Source organism: Actinomadura rudentiformis (assembly GCF_008923185.1).
Lineage (GTDB): Bacteria > Actinomycetota > Actinomycetes > Streptosporangiales > Streptosporangiaceae > Spirillospora > Spirillospora rudentiformis.
In genome coordinates this window covers 64,317-79,585 of sequence record NZ_WBMT01000021.1, presented here as the reverse complement: position 1 = coordinate 79,585, position 15,269 = coordinate 64,317, and the positions used below count along the sequence as shown (strand labels likewise).

Genomic DNA, 15,269 nt, shown 5'->3' with positions numbered 1-15,269 from the left:
GATCAGGCCTTGCAGAACTCGGCGGCTGTGCGGTTGCCGGGCATCTCGGCCTGGCTGAACCCGAAGGGCTTGAGGATCTCCAGCAGCCGGCCGCTCGACTTGAGCTTGGCCAGTTCGCCGTTGAACGCCTGGACGAGGTCGGTGTCGGCCTTGCGGAAGCCGAAGCCGCCCGCGCCGGACTGCTCCTTGCCCTCGATCACCACGTCGAACGCGGGGGTGACCTCGAACGGGTCGCTCTTGTGCTTGGACAGCAGATCCACCAGCGAGATGCGGGTGAGGGCGATGCAGTCGCAGCGACCGGCCTTGAGGCCGTCGTAGGCACCAGGCGGGTCGGGGAATCCCTTGATGTTGCCCTTGCTGACGCCAAGCTTCGCGGCGTAGTCGGCCTCGGCCGCGCCGTTCATCACGCCGACCTTGACCTTCTGCTTGATGGCGTCGTCGAAGGTCTTGAGGCCCTTGGGGTTGCCCTTGGGGACCATGAAGGCCGTCTTGGCGATGTACTCGGGGTCGGCGAAGGCGATCTGGCCGCACCGCTCCGGATTGATGAACATGCCCGCCGCGATGGCGTCGAACCGGCGCGCCTGCACACCGGCGATCAGTCCGCCGAACTCCACCTGGACGCCCCGGACCTCGTTGATGCCGAGTTCCTTGAAGATCACCTTGGCCAGCTCGGGGGCCTCACCCGTGAGCTTGCCGTCGCTGGTGGTGAAGCCGTAGGGCGCCTCGTTGGCGTAGCCGACCTGGATGTAGCCCTGCTTCTTGGCCCGCTCCAGCGTGCCGCCGCCGGAACGCTCCTTCTCGGGGTCGGTGGTCGAGCACGCGGCCGCGCCGAGCAGGGGCACGGCGCCGGCGAGCACAGCGCTGGTGCGCAGGAAATCGCGACGGGAGGAAGTCATCCTTGAACTCCTGATGGTTGCGCCGCCGCGCCCGCCGGGGGCTCGGAGGCCTCCGGCGGGCGCGGGATATGGGGTTGGGAGGGATGGGGAACGGGGGGCGAACCGGGGGCTGGGAGCGGGGGGAACAGCCGGTCCCCGGGACGATCGGATCGGTCGGTGATGGACGGGTCGGCTAAATCGGGCAGGTCAGTCGGTGATGGGCGTGAAGTCACGCGCGCCGATGAACGAGGGGCGCGGGGAGGGGGCGGAGAACGGCTCCACGCAGGTGTTCTCGACGCTGTTGAAGACGACGAAGACGTTCGAGCGCGGGAACGGGGTGATGTTGCCGTTGGAACCGTGCATGCAGTTGCAGTCGAACATCGTCGCCGAGCCCGCCGGGCCGGTGAACAGCTCGATGCCGTGCTTGTCGGCGAGGATCGACAGGCTGCCCGGGTCGGGGGTGCCGACCTCCTGGGACTTCAGGGAGGCCTTGTAGTGGTCGGCCGGGGTCTCGCCGACGCACGCCACGAAGGTCTTGTGGGACCCGGGCATGATCATGAGACCTCCGTTGTGCACGAAGTTCTCGGTGAGCGCGATGGAGATGCTCACCGCCCGCATGCGAGGCATGCCGTCCTCCGCGTGCCAGGTCTCGAAGTCCGAGTGCCAGTAGAAGTCCTTACCAGTGAAACCTGGCTTGTAATTGACCCGGCTTTGGTGCACGTAAACATCGGAGCCCAGGATCTGCCTGGCGCGGCCGACCACGCGCGGGTCGCGGACGAGCTCCGCGAACACGTCGCTGATCTTGTGCACCTCGAAGATCGAGCGCACCTCGTCGGAGTCGCGCTCGGTGATCGTGCGCTCGTCGGCGAGGATCGCGGGGTCGGCGACCATCCGGCGAAGCTCGGCCCGGTAGGTCTCGACCTCCTCGGGCCCGATGAGCTCCTCGACGCTCAGGAAGCCGTTGGCCTCGAACGAGTCGAGCGTCGCGGCGTCGATGGGCCCGTCGTCCGGGCCGCCGTAGACGACCGGGTCCTGCCGGTAGAGCAGGGTGGGCTCACTGGACACCCGGGTCGGGTACGCGTCGTTGATCGTGGGGTGGGACTCGATGAGACTCATGCGTCCTCCTTCTCGGCGGGCTTCACAGCGGGCTTGCCGGTGGGCGTCTCGGCGGGCTCGGTCAGCAGCGGGTAGACCCCGTTCTCGTCATGGACCTCCCTGCCGGTGCAGGGCGGGTTGAAGACGCAGACCGTGCGCACGTCGGTGTGGGCGCGGAGCGTGTGGTGCTCGTGCCCGTCGAGCAGGTACATCACGCCCGGCTCGATCCGGTGCTTCTCTCCGGTCTCGTCGTTGATCAGCTCCCCTTCGCCCTCGATGCAGTAGACCGCCTCGATGTGGTTGGCGTACCACATCCGTGTCTCCGTGCCGGCGTAGAGCACGGTGTCGTGCAGCGAGAAGCCGACCCTCTCCTTGGCCAGTACCAGGCGGCGGCTGGACCAGGTCTCGGCCTGGACCTCGCGCTCGGTGCCGACGATCTCGTTCAGCGATCGAACGATCATTCACTCACTCCTCAGACGGTGACGGCGGCGCGGACGGCGCGCACCGACTCGGCGATGATCTGCAGGCCCTGGGCGAGCTCGGCCTCGGTGACCGTGAGCGGCGGCAGGAGCTTGACGACCTCGCCCTCCGGGCCGGAGGTCTCCATGAGCAGGCCGCGCATGAACGCCTCGGCGCAGATCTTGGGCGCCAGCTCCGGGTCCTTCATGACCAGGCCCCACACCAGCCCGCGGCCGCGGACGGCGTCGATGGCCCCGGCGTGCTCGAGTGCGATCTCGTTGAGCGCGCGCTCGACCTGCTCGCCCTTGGCCAGGGTCTGCTTCTCCAGGCCCTCGCCGGACCAGAACTCGTCGAGGGCGGCGGTCGCGGTGACGAAAGCGGGGTTGAAGCCGCGGAACGTGCCGTTGTGCTCGCCCGGCTCCCACACGTCCAGCTCGGGCCGCATGAGCGTCACCGCGAACGGCAGGCCGTAGCCGCTCAGCGACTTGGACAGGCAGACGATGTCCGGCGTGATGCCGGCCTCCTCGAAGCTGAAGAACGGGCCCGTCCGGCCGCAGCCCATCTGCACGTCATCGACGATCAGCAGGATGTCGTGGCGCTTGCACAGGTCCGCCAGCCCGCGCAGCCACTCCGGGGTGGCCACGTTGATCCCGCCCTCGCCCTGCACGGTCTCGACGATCACCGCGGCGGGCTTGTCCAGGCCGCTGCCGCTGTCGTCGAGCATCGTGTCGAAGAGCAGGAAGTCGGGGGTGCGGCCGTCGAGGTAGTTGTCGTACGGCATCGCCACACCGTGGCCGAGCGGCACGCCCGCGCCGGTGCGCTTCATCGAGTTGCCCGTCACCGCGAGCGCGCCGAGCGTCATCCCGTGGAAGGCGTTGGTGAAGCTGACGATGGTCTCGCGGCCGGTGTATTTGCGGGCGAGTTTGAGGGCGGCCTCCACCGAGTGGTTGCCCGCGGGGCCGGGAAACTGCACCTTGTAGTTGAGGCCGCGCGGGGCGAGCACCACCTCGTTGAAACGTTCCAGAAAGGTGCGTTTGGCGTCCGTGTACATGTCCAGGCTGTGGACGATGGAGTCGCCGGCGAGGTAATCCATCAGCGGGCGTTTCAGATCGGGGTTGTTGTGCCCGTAGTTCAGCGTGCCTGCGCCGGCGAAGAAGTCGAGATAGGTCGTACCGTTCTCATCGGTGATATGGCTGCCTCGAGCGGTGCTGAACACCGTGGGCCAGCCCCTGCAGTAGCCGCGAACTTCCGATTCGAGACGTGCGAAAACGTCCATCTTTCCTCCGGCTCGTGAAATGGGAGCGAAACAGGGTGGGAGTGATCACGTGCACGCGGCCGCGCCGGCCGCGAGGTCGTCGGCGGTCGGTCGGCGTCAGGACGGTGGCGGGACGGTCGTCTGGACGGTGGCGGGACGGTCGGCGGATCAGCGGGCGAACGAGGCGGGGGCGTTGCCGGCGGGGCTCACCGAGAGCGGGCCGATGCGGAACAGCACCTCCGGGTCGTGGCCGTGGCCGGCCGGGAAGTGCTCGGAGCCGAACAGCGGGCTGCGGGCCAGGGTGCAGCCCCGGTCACGCGCGAACGACTCGAACATCGCGGTGGAGGCGGCGTTGGCGGGGGTCACGGTGGCCTCCATGTACCGGCAGCCGCGCGCGGCCATCCGGTTGCCGAGGCGGTCCAGCATGCGCCGGGCCAGCCCCTGCCCGCGGTACTCGCGGTCGACGGCCACCTGCCACACGAAGAACGTGTCGGGCTGCTGCGGCCGCACATATCCGGTGATGAACCCGCAGACCTCGTCCCCGGACCTGGCGACCACCGAAGTGTCGGCGAAGTCGCGGCACCAGAGCGTGTAACTGTAGGGCGAGTTGACATCGAGAACCTGCGACTCCCGTGCCATCCGCCACAACTCCCGGCCGTCCTCCAGGCTCGGCTCTGAGAGTCGTACCTTCGAGTCCTCGTCAGTTCGTCGTAGTCGTGATCGCAGGGGTTGTGGTGCCATGCCCAGGCAACTTAGCGAACTTCGCGAATAGCCTCATCGCGATTGTTATCAAGAGGATGTTTGGCCAACGGAGGCCCGGGTAGGGGTGGTTAATTACTCGATCCGGACAATCGCATCGGCGTCACGCTGTCGCCTCAAAAGTGACGCGTCCCCGTCTCACCTGGGCCTTTCCGGGGGGTCTCCGAGGGTGATCAGATGTCACCCCTCGGTGATGACGGAGAGTGAAAGGTGACAACTCCGGCACAGGCGTCACATCACATTTGTGTGAGCTGAATCACGAAGAATTAATGACAACTGGATACCGCCGCCGGGCGTCTGGTGACACGCTGCACACCCGCAGAGTGAGACCTCGATGAACGCAGAGGGCCCGGCGGGCGTGAGCCAGAAGGCCCGCCAGGCCCCGCAAGCGCGTCAGGAGCCCTTGGCGAAGCGGTCGGTCGCCTCGATGAGACGGTGCGTGATTCCCGGCTCGGTGAAGGCGTGCCCCGCGTCGTCGACCATGTGGAACTCCGCCTCCGGCCAGGCGCGGTGCAGGTCCCAGGCGGTCGCGGCCGGGGTGCAGACGTCATAACGCCCCTGCACGATGACGGCCGGGATGTGCCGGATCTTGTCCACGCCCTCGATCAGCTGCTCGCCGTCGAAGAAGCCCTCGTTGACGAAGTAGTGGTTCTCGATCCGGGCGAACGCCACGGCACTGCCCTCCTCGCCCGCCTCCTCGATCGAGCGGGCGTCGGGGACCAGCCGGACCGTCCCGGCCTCCCACTGCGCCCAGGCCTTGGCGGCCGGGATCCGGACGGCGGGGTCGGGGGAGTTGAGGCGCTCCTCGTACGCGCTCATGAGGTCCTCACGCTCGTCCTCGGGGATCGGCGCCAGGTACTTCTCCCACAGATCGGGGAAGATCAGCGAGGCGCCCTCCTGGTAGAACCAGTAGAGCTCGAACGGCCGCAGCATGAAGATCCCGCGCAGCACCAGCTCGGTGACCCGGTCCGGGTGCGTCTGGGCGTACGCGAGCGCGAGGGCGCTGCCCCACGACCCGCCGTAGACCAGCCAGCGGTCGATGCCGAGGTGTTCGCGCAGCAGCTCCATGTCGGCGACCAGGTGCCAGGTGGTGTTGGCCTCCAGCGACACCTCCGGATCGCTCGCGTGCGGCGTGCTGCGGCCGCAGTTGCGCTGGTCGAAGAGCACGATCCGGTAGGCCGCCGGGTCGAACTGGCGGCGGTGTTCGGCGTTGCAGCCCGCGCCGGGCCCGCCGTGCAACATCACGAGGGGCTTCCCGTCGGGGTTTCCGCAGGCCTCCCAATAAATGTGATTACCGTCGCCTGCGTCGAGCGTCCCGGAGTCGTAGGGCTCGATCGGCGGGTACAGGGTGCGAAGCTCCATGAGCTGTGATTCTTCCACGCCCATCAATTACTCCACCTGCGGCCGGACCTGGCCGAAGAGACCATGAGGATCAAGAAACTAAACCCCAAACTGGGCAAACGCCGTCCGGGTCCCCACTAGAGTGCTTTCCGTGAGCGATCTCAACGGATCGGGTGGTTCGCGTCCCGTCCCGGACGCCGGCTCGCCCTGGCCGATCCCGGGACGTGATCCGGGGCCGCAGCCCGACGTGCCCATCAAAGCAACCCACTCCGTCAATCCAGCACATGAGGCGGAGCGTTCCGGCGGCGAGCCCGCCCGGCAGGCCGAGCCTCAGCCTCCCGAGGCGCAGCCCTGGGACATCGTCGAGCGGTTGCGCCAGATGGCCGACCTCATCGGCGACGCGCTGGCCGCCGGTGAACGCAAGGTCTCCGAGGCGCAGACCGACGCTGCCTCGCAGGTGGCCACCGTGCAGTCGGAGAAGGAGGCGGCCCAGCGCGACGCGGCCGCCGCCTGGGGCGAGGTGCAGCGTGCCCGCGGTCAGGCCGAGCAGGCCGAGCGCCGCGCCATCGACGCCGAGCGCCGCCTCACCGAGGTCCAGAACGAGAGCGCCACGCAGCTTGCCGCCGTCCAGGCCGAGAAGGAGTCCGCGCAACGCGACGCGGCCGCCGCCTGGGGCGAGGTGCAGCGTGCCCGTGGCCAGGCCGAGCAGGCCGAGCGCCGCGCCATCGACGCCGAGCGCCGCCTGGCCGAGGCCGAGCATCGCGCCGCCGAGGTGCAGAACGAGGCCACCGCGCAGGTCGCCGCACTCCAGGCCGAGAAGGAGTCCGCCCAGCGCGACGCGGCAGCCGCCTGGAATCAGGCCCAGCAGGGCCGCGTCCAGGCCGACCAGGCCCGCGGCCAGGCCGAGCAGGCCAGGGCCCAGGCCGAGCAGGCCCGAGCCCAGGCCGACCACGCGCGCGCCCAGATGGAGCAGGCCCAGGCCCAGGTCGAGCAGGTGGAACGCAGGATCGCCGAGGCCGAGGCGACCGTCCGCCAGGCGGTCACCCAGCGCGACGCGATGAGCGAGGCCCGCGACGACGCCAACCGTGCGCTCGAGGACGCCGTCAGCGCCCGCCGGTCGGCCGAGACCGAGCGCGACCGGGTCGCCGAGCAGAGCGGCGAGCTGTCCCGCGCGCTCGAAAAGGCGCACAGCGAGCTGTCGGCGCTCCGCGCCAAGCTCACCGACGCCGAGATGACCGCCCAGAACCTGCAGCACACGGCGGCCTCCGCGGCCAAGGACGCCGAGGACGCCCGGCGCCGCGCCCAGGACGCCGAGAACGAGCGCCAGCAGGCCCTCGACACCGCCGCGCAGTCCCTGGAGGCCGCCAAGAAGGCCGAGCAGGCCAGGGACGTCGCCGAGCGGGCCCGGGAGGCCGCGGTCCAGGCTCAGGCCCGTGTCGAGTCCGAGCGCACGCTCGACCGCGGCCGGGCCGACAAGGCGACCCGCGAGCTGGACAAGGCCACCGCCGGCCTGCGCCAGCTGGCCGCCGAACGTGACGCGATCGCCGAGAAGCTCGCCGAACGCGACCAATGGGTCGACCAGCTCGCCCAGGCCGTCACCGAGCAGCGCGCCGCCATCGCCGAGCTCTCCCAGGAGCGCGACCAGGCCCGCAACGCCGCCGACCAGGCCCGGTCCCTCATCGACGAACTCACCCGCCAGCTACGCACGATCATGCCGACGGCGGCCCCCCGCATCTAGCCCGCCTGACCGGTCCACCCCGGCCGGCCCACCCTTGGCCGCCGAAATCGGCGCGAAAGGCCTACGCGCGCGGCGATTTCGGGCGCGGGCAGGGGTGTGTGGGCCCTGACCAGGGGCGCGACACACCCGATGGGACCCCGTCGCGGGCGCCGCAGGTCCGAGCGGCTGTTATCCTGGTGGCCCGTGGACAGTGCGGTAACGTCCGCCTCGCAACGACCACGGGAGCGTCTTCTTGCCTTCGGCAGCCACTGGTAGGTCACGTCCTACCAAGCACCTCTTCGTCACCGGCGGTGTCGCCTCCAGCCTCGGCAAGGGACTGACGGCGTCCAGCCTGGGGCGGCTTCTGGCCCTGCGCGGCCTCCGCGTCACCATGCAGAAGCTGGACCCCTACCTCAACGTCGACCCCGGGACCATGAACCCGTTCCAGCACGGGGAGGTCTTCGTCACCGACGACGGAGCCGAGACCGACCTCGACATCGGCCACTACGAGCGGTTCCTGGACACCGAGCTGCACGGCTCGGCCAACGTCACCACCGGCCAGGTCTACTCCAACGTGATCGCCAAGGAGCGCCGCGGCGAGTACCTCGGCGACACCGTCCAGGTGATCCCGCACATCACCAACGAGATCAAGGACCGCATCATCGGCATGGCCGAGGGCGACGTCGATCTGGTGATCACCGAGGTGGGCGGCACGGTCGGCGACATCGAGTCCCTGCCCTTCCTGGAGTCGGTCCGGCAGATCCGGCACGAGATCGGCCGCGACAACTGCTTCTTCCTGCACGTCTCGCTGCTGCCCTACATCGGGCCGTCCGGCGAGCTCAAGACCAAGCCGACGCAGCACTCGGTCGCCGCGCTGCGGTCCATCGGCATCCAGCCCGACGCGATCGTGTGCCGCTCGGACCGGCCGATCACCGACGGGCTCAAGCACAAGATCAGCCTGATGTGCGACGTGGACCGCGAGGCCGTGGTCTCGGCCGTGGACGCCGCCAGCATCTACGACATCCCCAAGGTGCTGCACTCGGAGGGGCTGGACGCCTACGTGGTGCGCCGGCTCGGCCTGCCGTTCCGCGACGTCGACTGGGGCGCCTGGGACGAGCTGCTGCGCCGCGTCCACCGCCCCGCCCGCGAGGTCACCATCGCGCTGGTCGGCAAGTACATCGACCTGCCCGACGCCTACCTGTCGGTCACCGAGGCGCTGCGCCACGGCGGGTTCGGCAACGACGCCAAGGTCCACATCCGCTGGGTCAAGAGCGACGACTGCGAGACGCCCGAGGGCGCCAAGCGCGAGCTCGACGGCGTGGACGGCCTGCTCATCCCGGGCGGCTTCGGCGTGCGCGGCATCGAGGGCAAGCTCGGCGCGATCAGGCACGCCCGCGAGAACCGCGTCCCCCTGCTGGGCATCTGCCTCGGCCTGCAGTGCATGGTGATCGAGTCGGCCCGGACGCTGGCCGGGCTGGCCGACGCCGGCAGCACCGAGTTCGACCACGCCACCACGCATCCGGTGGTGGCCACGATGGCCGACCAGATCGACGTGGTGGCCGGCGAGCGCGACATGGGCGGCACCATGCGGCTCGGCCTCTACCCGGCCGATCTGGCCGAGGGCTCGATCGTGCGGGAGCTGTACGGGGAGGCCAAGGCGTCCGAGCGGCACCGGCACCGCTACGAGGTCAACAACGCCTACCGCGACCAGCTGGAGAAGGCCGGCCTGCGGTTCAGCGGCCTGTCGCCCGACGGCCGCCTGGTGGAGTACGTGGAGCTGCCGCGCGAGGCGCACCCGTTCTTCGTCGGCACCCAGGCCCACCCGGAGTTCCGGTCCCGGCCGACCCGCCCGCACCCGCTGTTCACCGGCCTGATCTCGGCCGCGCTCGACTACGCCGACAGCCGCGCCGGCGCAGCCCGGTGACCGGTCCGGTGACGGGTTCAGCGACCGGCCATGGGCTGGGCCCGGCCGACGTGCGCGACCAGCCGGAGCGCTGGGAGGTCACCGGCAGCAGCGGGGAGTTCGACGGGCACGTCTTCAAGGTCCGGCGCGACTCGGTCCGCATGCCCAACGGCGCCGGCACCGAGATCGTCCAGCGGGACGTCATCGAGCACCTCGGCTCGGTCGGCATCCTCGCGCTCGACGACCAGGACCGCGTGCTCCTCGTCCGGCAGTACCGGCATCCCGTCGGCCACCTGCTGTGGGAGGCGCCCGCGGGGCTCCGCGACAAGGACGGTGAGCCGCTCCGGCAGCTCGCCGAGCGCGAGCTGCTGGAGGAGGCGGGCTACCGCGCCGGCCGGTGGGACACGCTCGTGGACGTCTTCCCGTCCTCGGGGATGTCGGACGAGCGCACCCGGATCTTTCTGGCCCGCGAGCTGACCGAGGTCCCCGCCGACGAGATCGACTTCGAGCGCGTGCACGAGGAGGCCGACATGCCGGTCGTCTGGGTGCCGCTGGCCGAGGCGGTCCGCAAGGTCCTCGCCGGTGAGATCCACAACATGATCGCCGCGACCGGCATCCTCGCGGTCAACGCCGCGCACGCGCGCGGCTTCCGCGACCTGCGCCCGGCGGAGGCGCCGGAGGAATGATCGGCGGCGGCGCCCCGGCGGTCCGATCGGCCGCCGGGGCGTCAGCGTCCTCCCCGGTGGCGGGAGACGGCATGATGGGCACGTCCCATCCGGTCGGCGAGTACGGCCGGCAAGCGGCTGTCCGCAGCCCCGCCCGGAAGAGGTGCCGCAACTGTCACCCAGCACGACCGGCCGGTACGCCGGGCGAGCCCCCGCCGGTCCGGAGACCAGGCTGGCGTCCGCCGTGCGCACCTACCTGGGCCACCTGGCCGTGGAACGGGGGCTGGCCGCCAACACGCTCAGCTCCTACCGGCGCGACCTGCGCCGCTACGTCACGGTGCTGACCGCCCGGGGGCGCGACGCCCTCGACCAGGTCACCGAGGACGACGTGCGGGCGTTCCTGGTGGGCCTGCGCGAGGGCGACGACGAACATCCGCCGCTGTCGGCCGGCTCGGCGGCGCGGGCGGTCGTCGCCGTCCGCGGCCTGCACCGGTTCGCGCTCCGCGAGGGACTGGCGCCCGATGACCCCGCCCGGGACGTCAAACCGCCGACACCGCCCCGCAGGCTGCCCAAGGCCATCTCGCTCAGCGACGTGGAGCGGCTGCTGGCGGCGGCCGGCGCGGCGGGGGAGTCGGGCGGGCCCGCCGAGGCCGCCCGTGGGCTCCGCGACCGCGCCCTGCTGGAGCTGCTGTATGGGTCGGGTGTCCGCATCTCCGAGGCGGTCGGCCTGGACATCGACGACCTCGACCTGGACGAGGGGTTCGCCCGGGTCTCCGGCAAGGGCGGCAAGACGCGCGTGGTGCCGATCGGCGACTACGCCCGGCGGGCCGTCGAGGCCTATCTCGTCCGGGCCAGGCCCGAGCTCGCCAAGGCCGGGCGTACAAAATCAGGGCACACGAAAGCAGGGCGCGGCGGGCCCGCGCTGTTCCTGAACGCGCGCGGCGGGCGGCTGTCACGGCAGGGCGCCTGGATGGTCCTGGGCGCCGCCGCTGAACGTGCCGGGCTGTCGGACGTCTCACCGCACACGCTCCGGCATTCTTTCGCCACGCATCTGCTGGACGGGGGAGCGGACGTAAGGGTCGTCCAGGAGCTGCTCGGTCACGCCTCCGTGACCACGACGCAGGTCTACACGCTGGTGACGGTCCAGCTCCTGCGAGAGGTCTACGCGACCTCTCACCCCCGTGCCAGAGGCTCATGAATCCCGACTAACGGCGCGCGTCGGCTTGAGACGCACGGTGTCAAGCCCTAGAGTCCCGGTTCTGGATGGCATTTTCGGGCCGCCCGGGAGGGATCTGGTGACCAGCACACACGCTGCGGAGGGCGTTCTGTCCTCTGCCACCATAGAGACCGATCCGAGTCGAGCCCTCGGGCCGACTCAACGCCCCGTGCCGACGTTCCCCGAACCGGAGCCGCTGGCCGAGCACGGGCCGGCGCGGATCGTGTCGATCTGCAACCAGAAGGGCGGGGTGGGCAAGACCACCACCACCATCAACCTGGGTGCGGCGCTCGCCGAGTACGGCCGCAAGGTCCTGCTGGTGGACTTCGACCCGCAGGGCGCGCTCTCGGTCGGCCTGGGCAAGGGCGACCCGCGCCAGCTCGACATCACGATCCACAACCTGCTCCTGGAGCGGGACGTCGAGTGGGAAGACGTCGTCATCGACACCGGCGTCGACGGACTCGACCTGCTGCCCAGCAACATCGACCTGTCGGGCGCCGAGGTCCAGCTCGTGCACGAGGTCGGCCGGGAGTACATCCTCGCCGGGGTGCTCAAGCCCGCCGTGCCCCACTACGACTACATCCTGATCGACTGCCAGCCGTCGCTCGGCCTGCTCACGGTCAACGCGCTGGCCGCCAGCGAGGGCGTGCTCATCCCGCTGGAGTGCGAATACTTCGCCATGCGCGGTGTCGCGCTGCTGATGGAGACCATCGAGAAGGTGCAGGGCCGGATCAACCCGGGCCTGGAGATCGACGGCGTCCTCGGCACCATGTACGACTCCCGCACACTGCACACCCGCGAGGTCCTCGGCAGAATCGTCGAGGCCTTTGGTGACCAGGTCTTCCACACGGTCATCAATCGCACGGTACGGTTTCCTGACGCGACCGTCGCCGGGGAGCCGATCACGTACTTCGACCCCAACTCGATGGGGGCGAACGCATATCGTGGTCTCGCGCGGGAGGTGCTCGAAAGGTGGCGTCACGTCGGGTAAGGCTGCCCGGAGCGGATGAGATCTTCCGTCCCACCGCCCCGAAACCTCCCGGCAAGGCCACCGCGCCCGCCGCACCGGCCACCGCGCCCGCCGCACCGGCCACCGCGCCCGCCGCTGCTCCGGTGCCCGCGCAGACCGTCCTGCCAGCGCAGACCGCCCTACCGGTGCCCGCACCGGCCACCGTTCCGGTGGCGGCCCGCCGCCCCACCGGCCGCCAGCGCCATGACTCCAAGATCACGGTCTATGTGTCCGCGGGCGAGCTGCTCGACCTGGAGCGCCTGCGCCTCACCCTGCGCGCCGAGCACGCGCTGAGCGTCGACCGCGGCCGGATCGTCCGCGAGGCGGTCGCCGCGATCCTCGCCGACTTCGAGGCGCGCGGCGAGCGCAGCACCCTGGTCCGCCGCCTCCGCGACGGCGAGGGCTGAGTTGGCGTCGGCTAGCGTGAGCGGCGTGGACGAGACGTCGGCTGACTCGGCGGAGCCGGGTGCCGAGCAGGCACGCGGCTTCCAGGTCCACCTGGACAACTTCGAAGGCCCGTTCGACCTGCTGCTGGGGCTCATCTCCAAGCACAAGCTCGACATCACCGAGGTGTCGCTGCACAAGGTCACCGACGACTTCATCGCCTTCATCCGGTCGCACGGCAAGGAGTGGGACCTCGACCAGGCCAGCCACTTCCTGCTGGTCGCGGCGACCCTGCTCGACCTGAAGGCCGCCCGCCTGCTGCCCTCGGGCGAGGTGGACGACGAGGAGGACCTCGCGCTGCTGGAGGCCCGCGACCTGCTGTTCGCGCGGCTGCTGCAGTACCGTGCGTACAAGGAGGTCGCCAAGGCCTTCACCGCGCGGATGGCCGAGGAGGCCAAGCGTTACCCGCGCATCGTCCCGATGGAGCCCCGGTTCGCGGGCCTCCTGCCGGAGGTGCTGCTCGGGCTCGGCCCGGCCGAGTTCGCACGCCTGGCCGGCAAGGTCTTCGCGCCCAAGGAGCCGCCCTCGGTCTCGGTCCAGCACATGTACCAGCCGAAGGCGAGCATCAAGGAGCAGGCCGCGATCGTGGTCGAGCGCCTGCGGCGGCTGGGCACGACGACCTTCCGCGAGCTCACCGACGACGTGGAGGGCACCTACCAGGTCGTGGCCCGGTTCCTGGCGCTGCTGGAGCTCTACCGCGAGCTGGCGGTGTCGTTCGAGCAGCACGAGCCGCTGGGCGAGCTGCACATCACCTGGACCGGCAGCGACGGCGGCGACGTCGATGTCGACGAGTACGAGGGCTCACCCGAGCCCGCCAAGGACGGGAAAGACGACGACGATGACTGAGCGACCCCGCGAGGACGCCACCGCGGATGATCTTCCGGGGCTGCGCGCCTCGGTCGAGGCGATCCTGCTGGTCGTGGACGAGCCGGTCCCCGAGATCACGCTGGCGCAGATCCTGGAGCGCCCGCGCGACGAGGTCGTGGCCACCCTGCGGGAGCTGGCCGCGGAATACACCGAGCAGGGCCGGGGGTTCGATCTGAGGGAGATCGCCGGCGGCTGGCGGTTCTACACCCGGGACGTGTGCGCCCCGGTGGTGGAACGCTTCGTCACCGACGGGCAGCAGGCCCGGCTGACGCAGGCCGCCCTGGAGACGCTCGCCGTGGTGGCCTACCGCCAGCCGGTGAGCCGGGCCCGGGTGTCGGCGATCCGCGGCGTCAACAGCGACGGGGTCATCCGGACCCTGACGCTGCGCGGCCTCATCGAAGAGGCGGGACAGGACCCCGAGACGCAGGCGCACCTCTACCGCACCACCGGGTACTTCCTGGAGCGGCTGGGGTTGCGCAGCGTCGAGGAGCTCCCCGACCTGGCCCCCTACCTGCCCGACGACCTACCTGAAGAGATCATCGAGGGACATTGAGCGAGAACGAGGCCGTGCGCCTGCAGAAGGTCCTGGCCGACGCCGGGATCGGCAGCCGCCGCCACTGCGAGGAACTGATCGGCGAGGGCCGGGTCACCGTCGACGGCAAGGTCGTCTTCCGGTTCGGCGAGAAGGTGGACCCCCAGCGGGCCGTCATCCACGTCGACGGGCGCCGGGTGGAGACCCGCGCCGAGATGCGCTACTACATGGTCAACAAGCCGCGCGGCGTGGTCAGCACGATGAAGGACGAGCGCGGCCGCAAGTCGCTGGCCGACTACGTGGAGGTGCCCGAGCGGCTGTTCCACGTGGGCCGTCTCGACACCGACACCGAGGGCCTGATCCTGCTCACCAACGACGGCGAGCTGGCGCACCGGCTGACCCACCCGAGCTACGGCGTGGAGAAGACCTACCTGGCCGAGATCCACGGCCCGATCCCGCGCGACCTCGGCCGGCGGCTCAAGGTGGGCGTGCGGCTGGAGGACGGCCCGGCCAAGGCCGACAAGTTCCGGATCTTCGACCAGGTGGGCCGCCGCGTCCTGGTGGAGATCACGCTGCACGAGGGCCGCAAGCACATCGTGCGGCGGCTGCTCAAGGAGGTCGGATTCCCCGTCCAGCAGCTGGCGCGCATAGAGTTCGGACCGATCAAGCTCGGGCTGCTCAAGCCGGGCAACATGCGGGCGCTGACCGTGAAAGAGGTCGGAGAGCTCTACAAGGCCGTGGATCTGTAGGAGGGACGCAAGTGGCGGTACGCGCGATCCGGGGGGCAACGCAGGTCGACGCCGACGTCCGGGACCAGATCCTGGAGGCGACCACCGAGCTCGTCACCGAGGTCATGGCCCGCAACGAGCTGACCACCGACGACGTCATCAGCGTGATCTTTACGGCGACCCCGGACCTCACCGCGGAGTTCCCGGCGCTCGCCGCCCGCAAGCTCGGCTTCCACGAGGTGCCGCTGCTGTGCGCGAGCGAGATCGCGGTGCCGCACGCGCTGCCCCGCGTCATCCGGATCATGGCGCACGTCGAGGTCGACCGCCCGCGGTCGGACATCCAGCACGTCTACCTGCGCGGCGCCACCGCACTGCGTCTCGACATCGCTCAGTGAACACCGCAC

Annotated in this window: 16 protein-coding genes; 10 read left to right on the top strand and 6 right to left on the bottom strand. The window is 70.3% G+C overall.

Going from position 1 to position 15,269, the window contains the following annotated elements; all coding sequences use genetic code 11:
- Positions 1–2 precede the first annotated feature (2 nt).
- From ehuB to pip, 6 genes are all read right to left on the bottom strand, one after another.
- A complete protein-coding gene (gene ehuB / locus F8566_RS37205; RefSeq protein ID WP_151566740.1) occupies positions 3–896 on the bottom strand; it encodes an ectoine/hydroxyectoine ABC transporter substrate-binding protein EhuB in 894 nt (297 codons plus the stop codon).
- 186 nt (positions 897–1,082) lie between these two features.
- Positions 1,083–1,991, bottom strand: a complete 909-nt coding sequence (gene thpD / locus F8566_RS37200; RefSeq protein ID WP_151566738.1) for an ectoine hydroxylase — start codon at positions 1,989–1,991, stop codon at positions 1,083–1,085.
- On the bottom strand, positions 1,988–2,431 hold the full coding sequence (locus tag F8566_RS37195) for an ectoine synthase (RefSeq protein ID WP_151566736.1): 444 nt from the start codon (positions 2,429–2,431) through the stop codon (positions 1,988–1,990). Before F8566_RS37195 ends, thpD begins: the two co-directional genes overlap by 4 nt.
- An 11-nt stretch (positions 2,432–2,442) precedes the next feature.
- Complete coding sequence (gene ectB / locus F8566_RS37190) at positions 2,443–3,705, bottom strand: diaminobutyrate--2-oxoglutarate transaminase (protein WP_151566734.1); 1,263 nt, start codon at positions 3,703–3,705, stop codon at positions 2,443–2,445.
- Between the two features lie 147 nt (positions 3,706–3,852).
- Complete coding sequence (gene ectA / locus F8566_RS37185) at positions 3,853–4,425, bottom strand: diaminobutyrate acetyltransferase (RefSeq protein WP_151566732.1); 573 nt, start codon at positions 4,423–4,425, stop codon at positions 3,853–3,855.
- 411 nt (positions 4,426–4,836) lie between these two features.
- Positions 4,837–5,805, bottom strand: coding sequence for a prolyl aminopeptidase (gene pip / locus F8566_RS37180; protein WP_151566730.1), 969 nt, complete (start codon positions 5,803–5,805; stop codon positions 4,837–4,839).
- A gap of 130 nt (positions 5,806–5,935) precedes the next feature.
- Between pip and F8566_RS50385 the strand changes: the two genes are divergently transcribed.
- The 10 genes from F8566_RS50385 to aroH all read left to right on the top strand — a co-directional run bounded on the left by F8566_RS50385 (position 5,936) and on the right by aroH (position 15,260).
- A complete protein-coding gene (locus F8566_RS50385) occupies positions 5,936–7,522 on the top strand; it encodes a coiled-coil domain-containing protein (RefSeq protein WP_192810056.1) in 1,587 nt (528 codons plus the stop codon).
- Positions 7,523–7,754: 232 nt separating this feature from the next.
- On the top strand, positions 7,755–9,425 hold the full coding sequence (locus F8566_RS37170; protein WP_151566728.1) for a CTP synthase: 1,671 nt from the start codon (positions 7,755–7,757) through the stop codon (positions 9,423–9,425).
- An 8-nt stretch (positions 9,426–9,433) separates the two neighbouring features.
- Positions 9,434–10,090 (top strand): NUDIX domain-containing protein, encoded by a 657-nt coding sequence (locus F8566_RS37165; protein WP_225993849.1) that lies wholly within the window; start codon positions 9,434–9,436, stop codon positions 10,088–10,090.
- 211 nt (positions 10,091–10,301) lie between these two features.
- Positions 10,302–11,267: a site-specific tyrosine recombinase XerD gene (locus F8566_RS37160; protein ID WP_151566949.1), complete on the top strand. Its 966-nt coding sequence runs from the start codon at positions 10,302–10,304 to the stop codon at positions 11,265–11,267.
- A gap of 142 nt (positions 11,268–11,409) precedes the next feature.
- Entirely contained in the window at positions 11,410–12,276 is an 867-nt protein-coding gene (locus tag F8566_RS37155; RefSeq protein ID WP_225993870.1) for a ParA family protein, read from the top strand.
- Complete coding sequence (locus F8566_RS37150; protein ID WP_151566726.1) at positions 12,258–12,701, top strand: hypothetical protein; 444 nt, start codon at positions 12,258–12,260, stop codon at positions 12,699–12,701. The genes F8566_RS37155 and F8566_RS37150 overlap by 19 nt, the downstream gene beginning before the upstream one ends.
- A 25-nt stretch (positions 12,702–12,726) precedes the next feature.
- The gene (locus F8566_RS37145) at positions 12,727–13,584 is read left to right on the top strand and encodes a segregation and condensation protein A (RefSeq protein ID WP_151566724.1); all 858 of its coding nucleotides are present in this window, start codon (positions 12,727–12,729) and stop codon (positions 13,582–13,584) included.
- Positions 13,577–14,158 (top strand): SMC-Scp complex subunit ScpB, encoded by a 582-nt coding sequence (scpB, locus tag F8566_RS37140; protein ID WP_151566722.1) that lies wholly within the window; start codon positions 13,577–13,579, stop codon positions 14,156–14,158. The genes F8566_RS37145 and scpB overlap by 8 nt, the downstream gene beginning before the upstream one ends.
- A complete protein-coding gene (locus F8566_RS37135) occupies positions 14,155–14,886 on the top strand; it encodes a pseudouridine synthase (protein WP_151566720.1) in 732 nt (243 codons plus the stop codon). Before scpB ends, F8566_RS37135 begins: the two co-directional genes overlap by 4 nt.
- 11 nt (positions 14,887–14,897) lie before the next feature.
- A complete protein-coding gene (gene aroH, locus F8566_RS37130; protein ID WP_151566718.1) occupies positions 14,898–15,260 on the top strand; it encodes a chorismate mutase in 363 nt (120 codons plus the stop codon).
- The last annotated feature ends 9 nt before the right edge of the window (positions 15,261–15,269 follow it).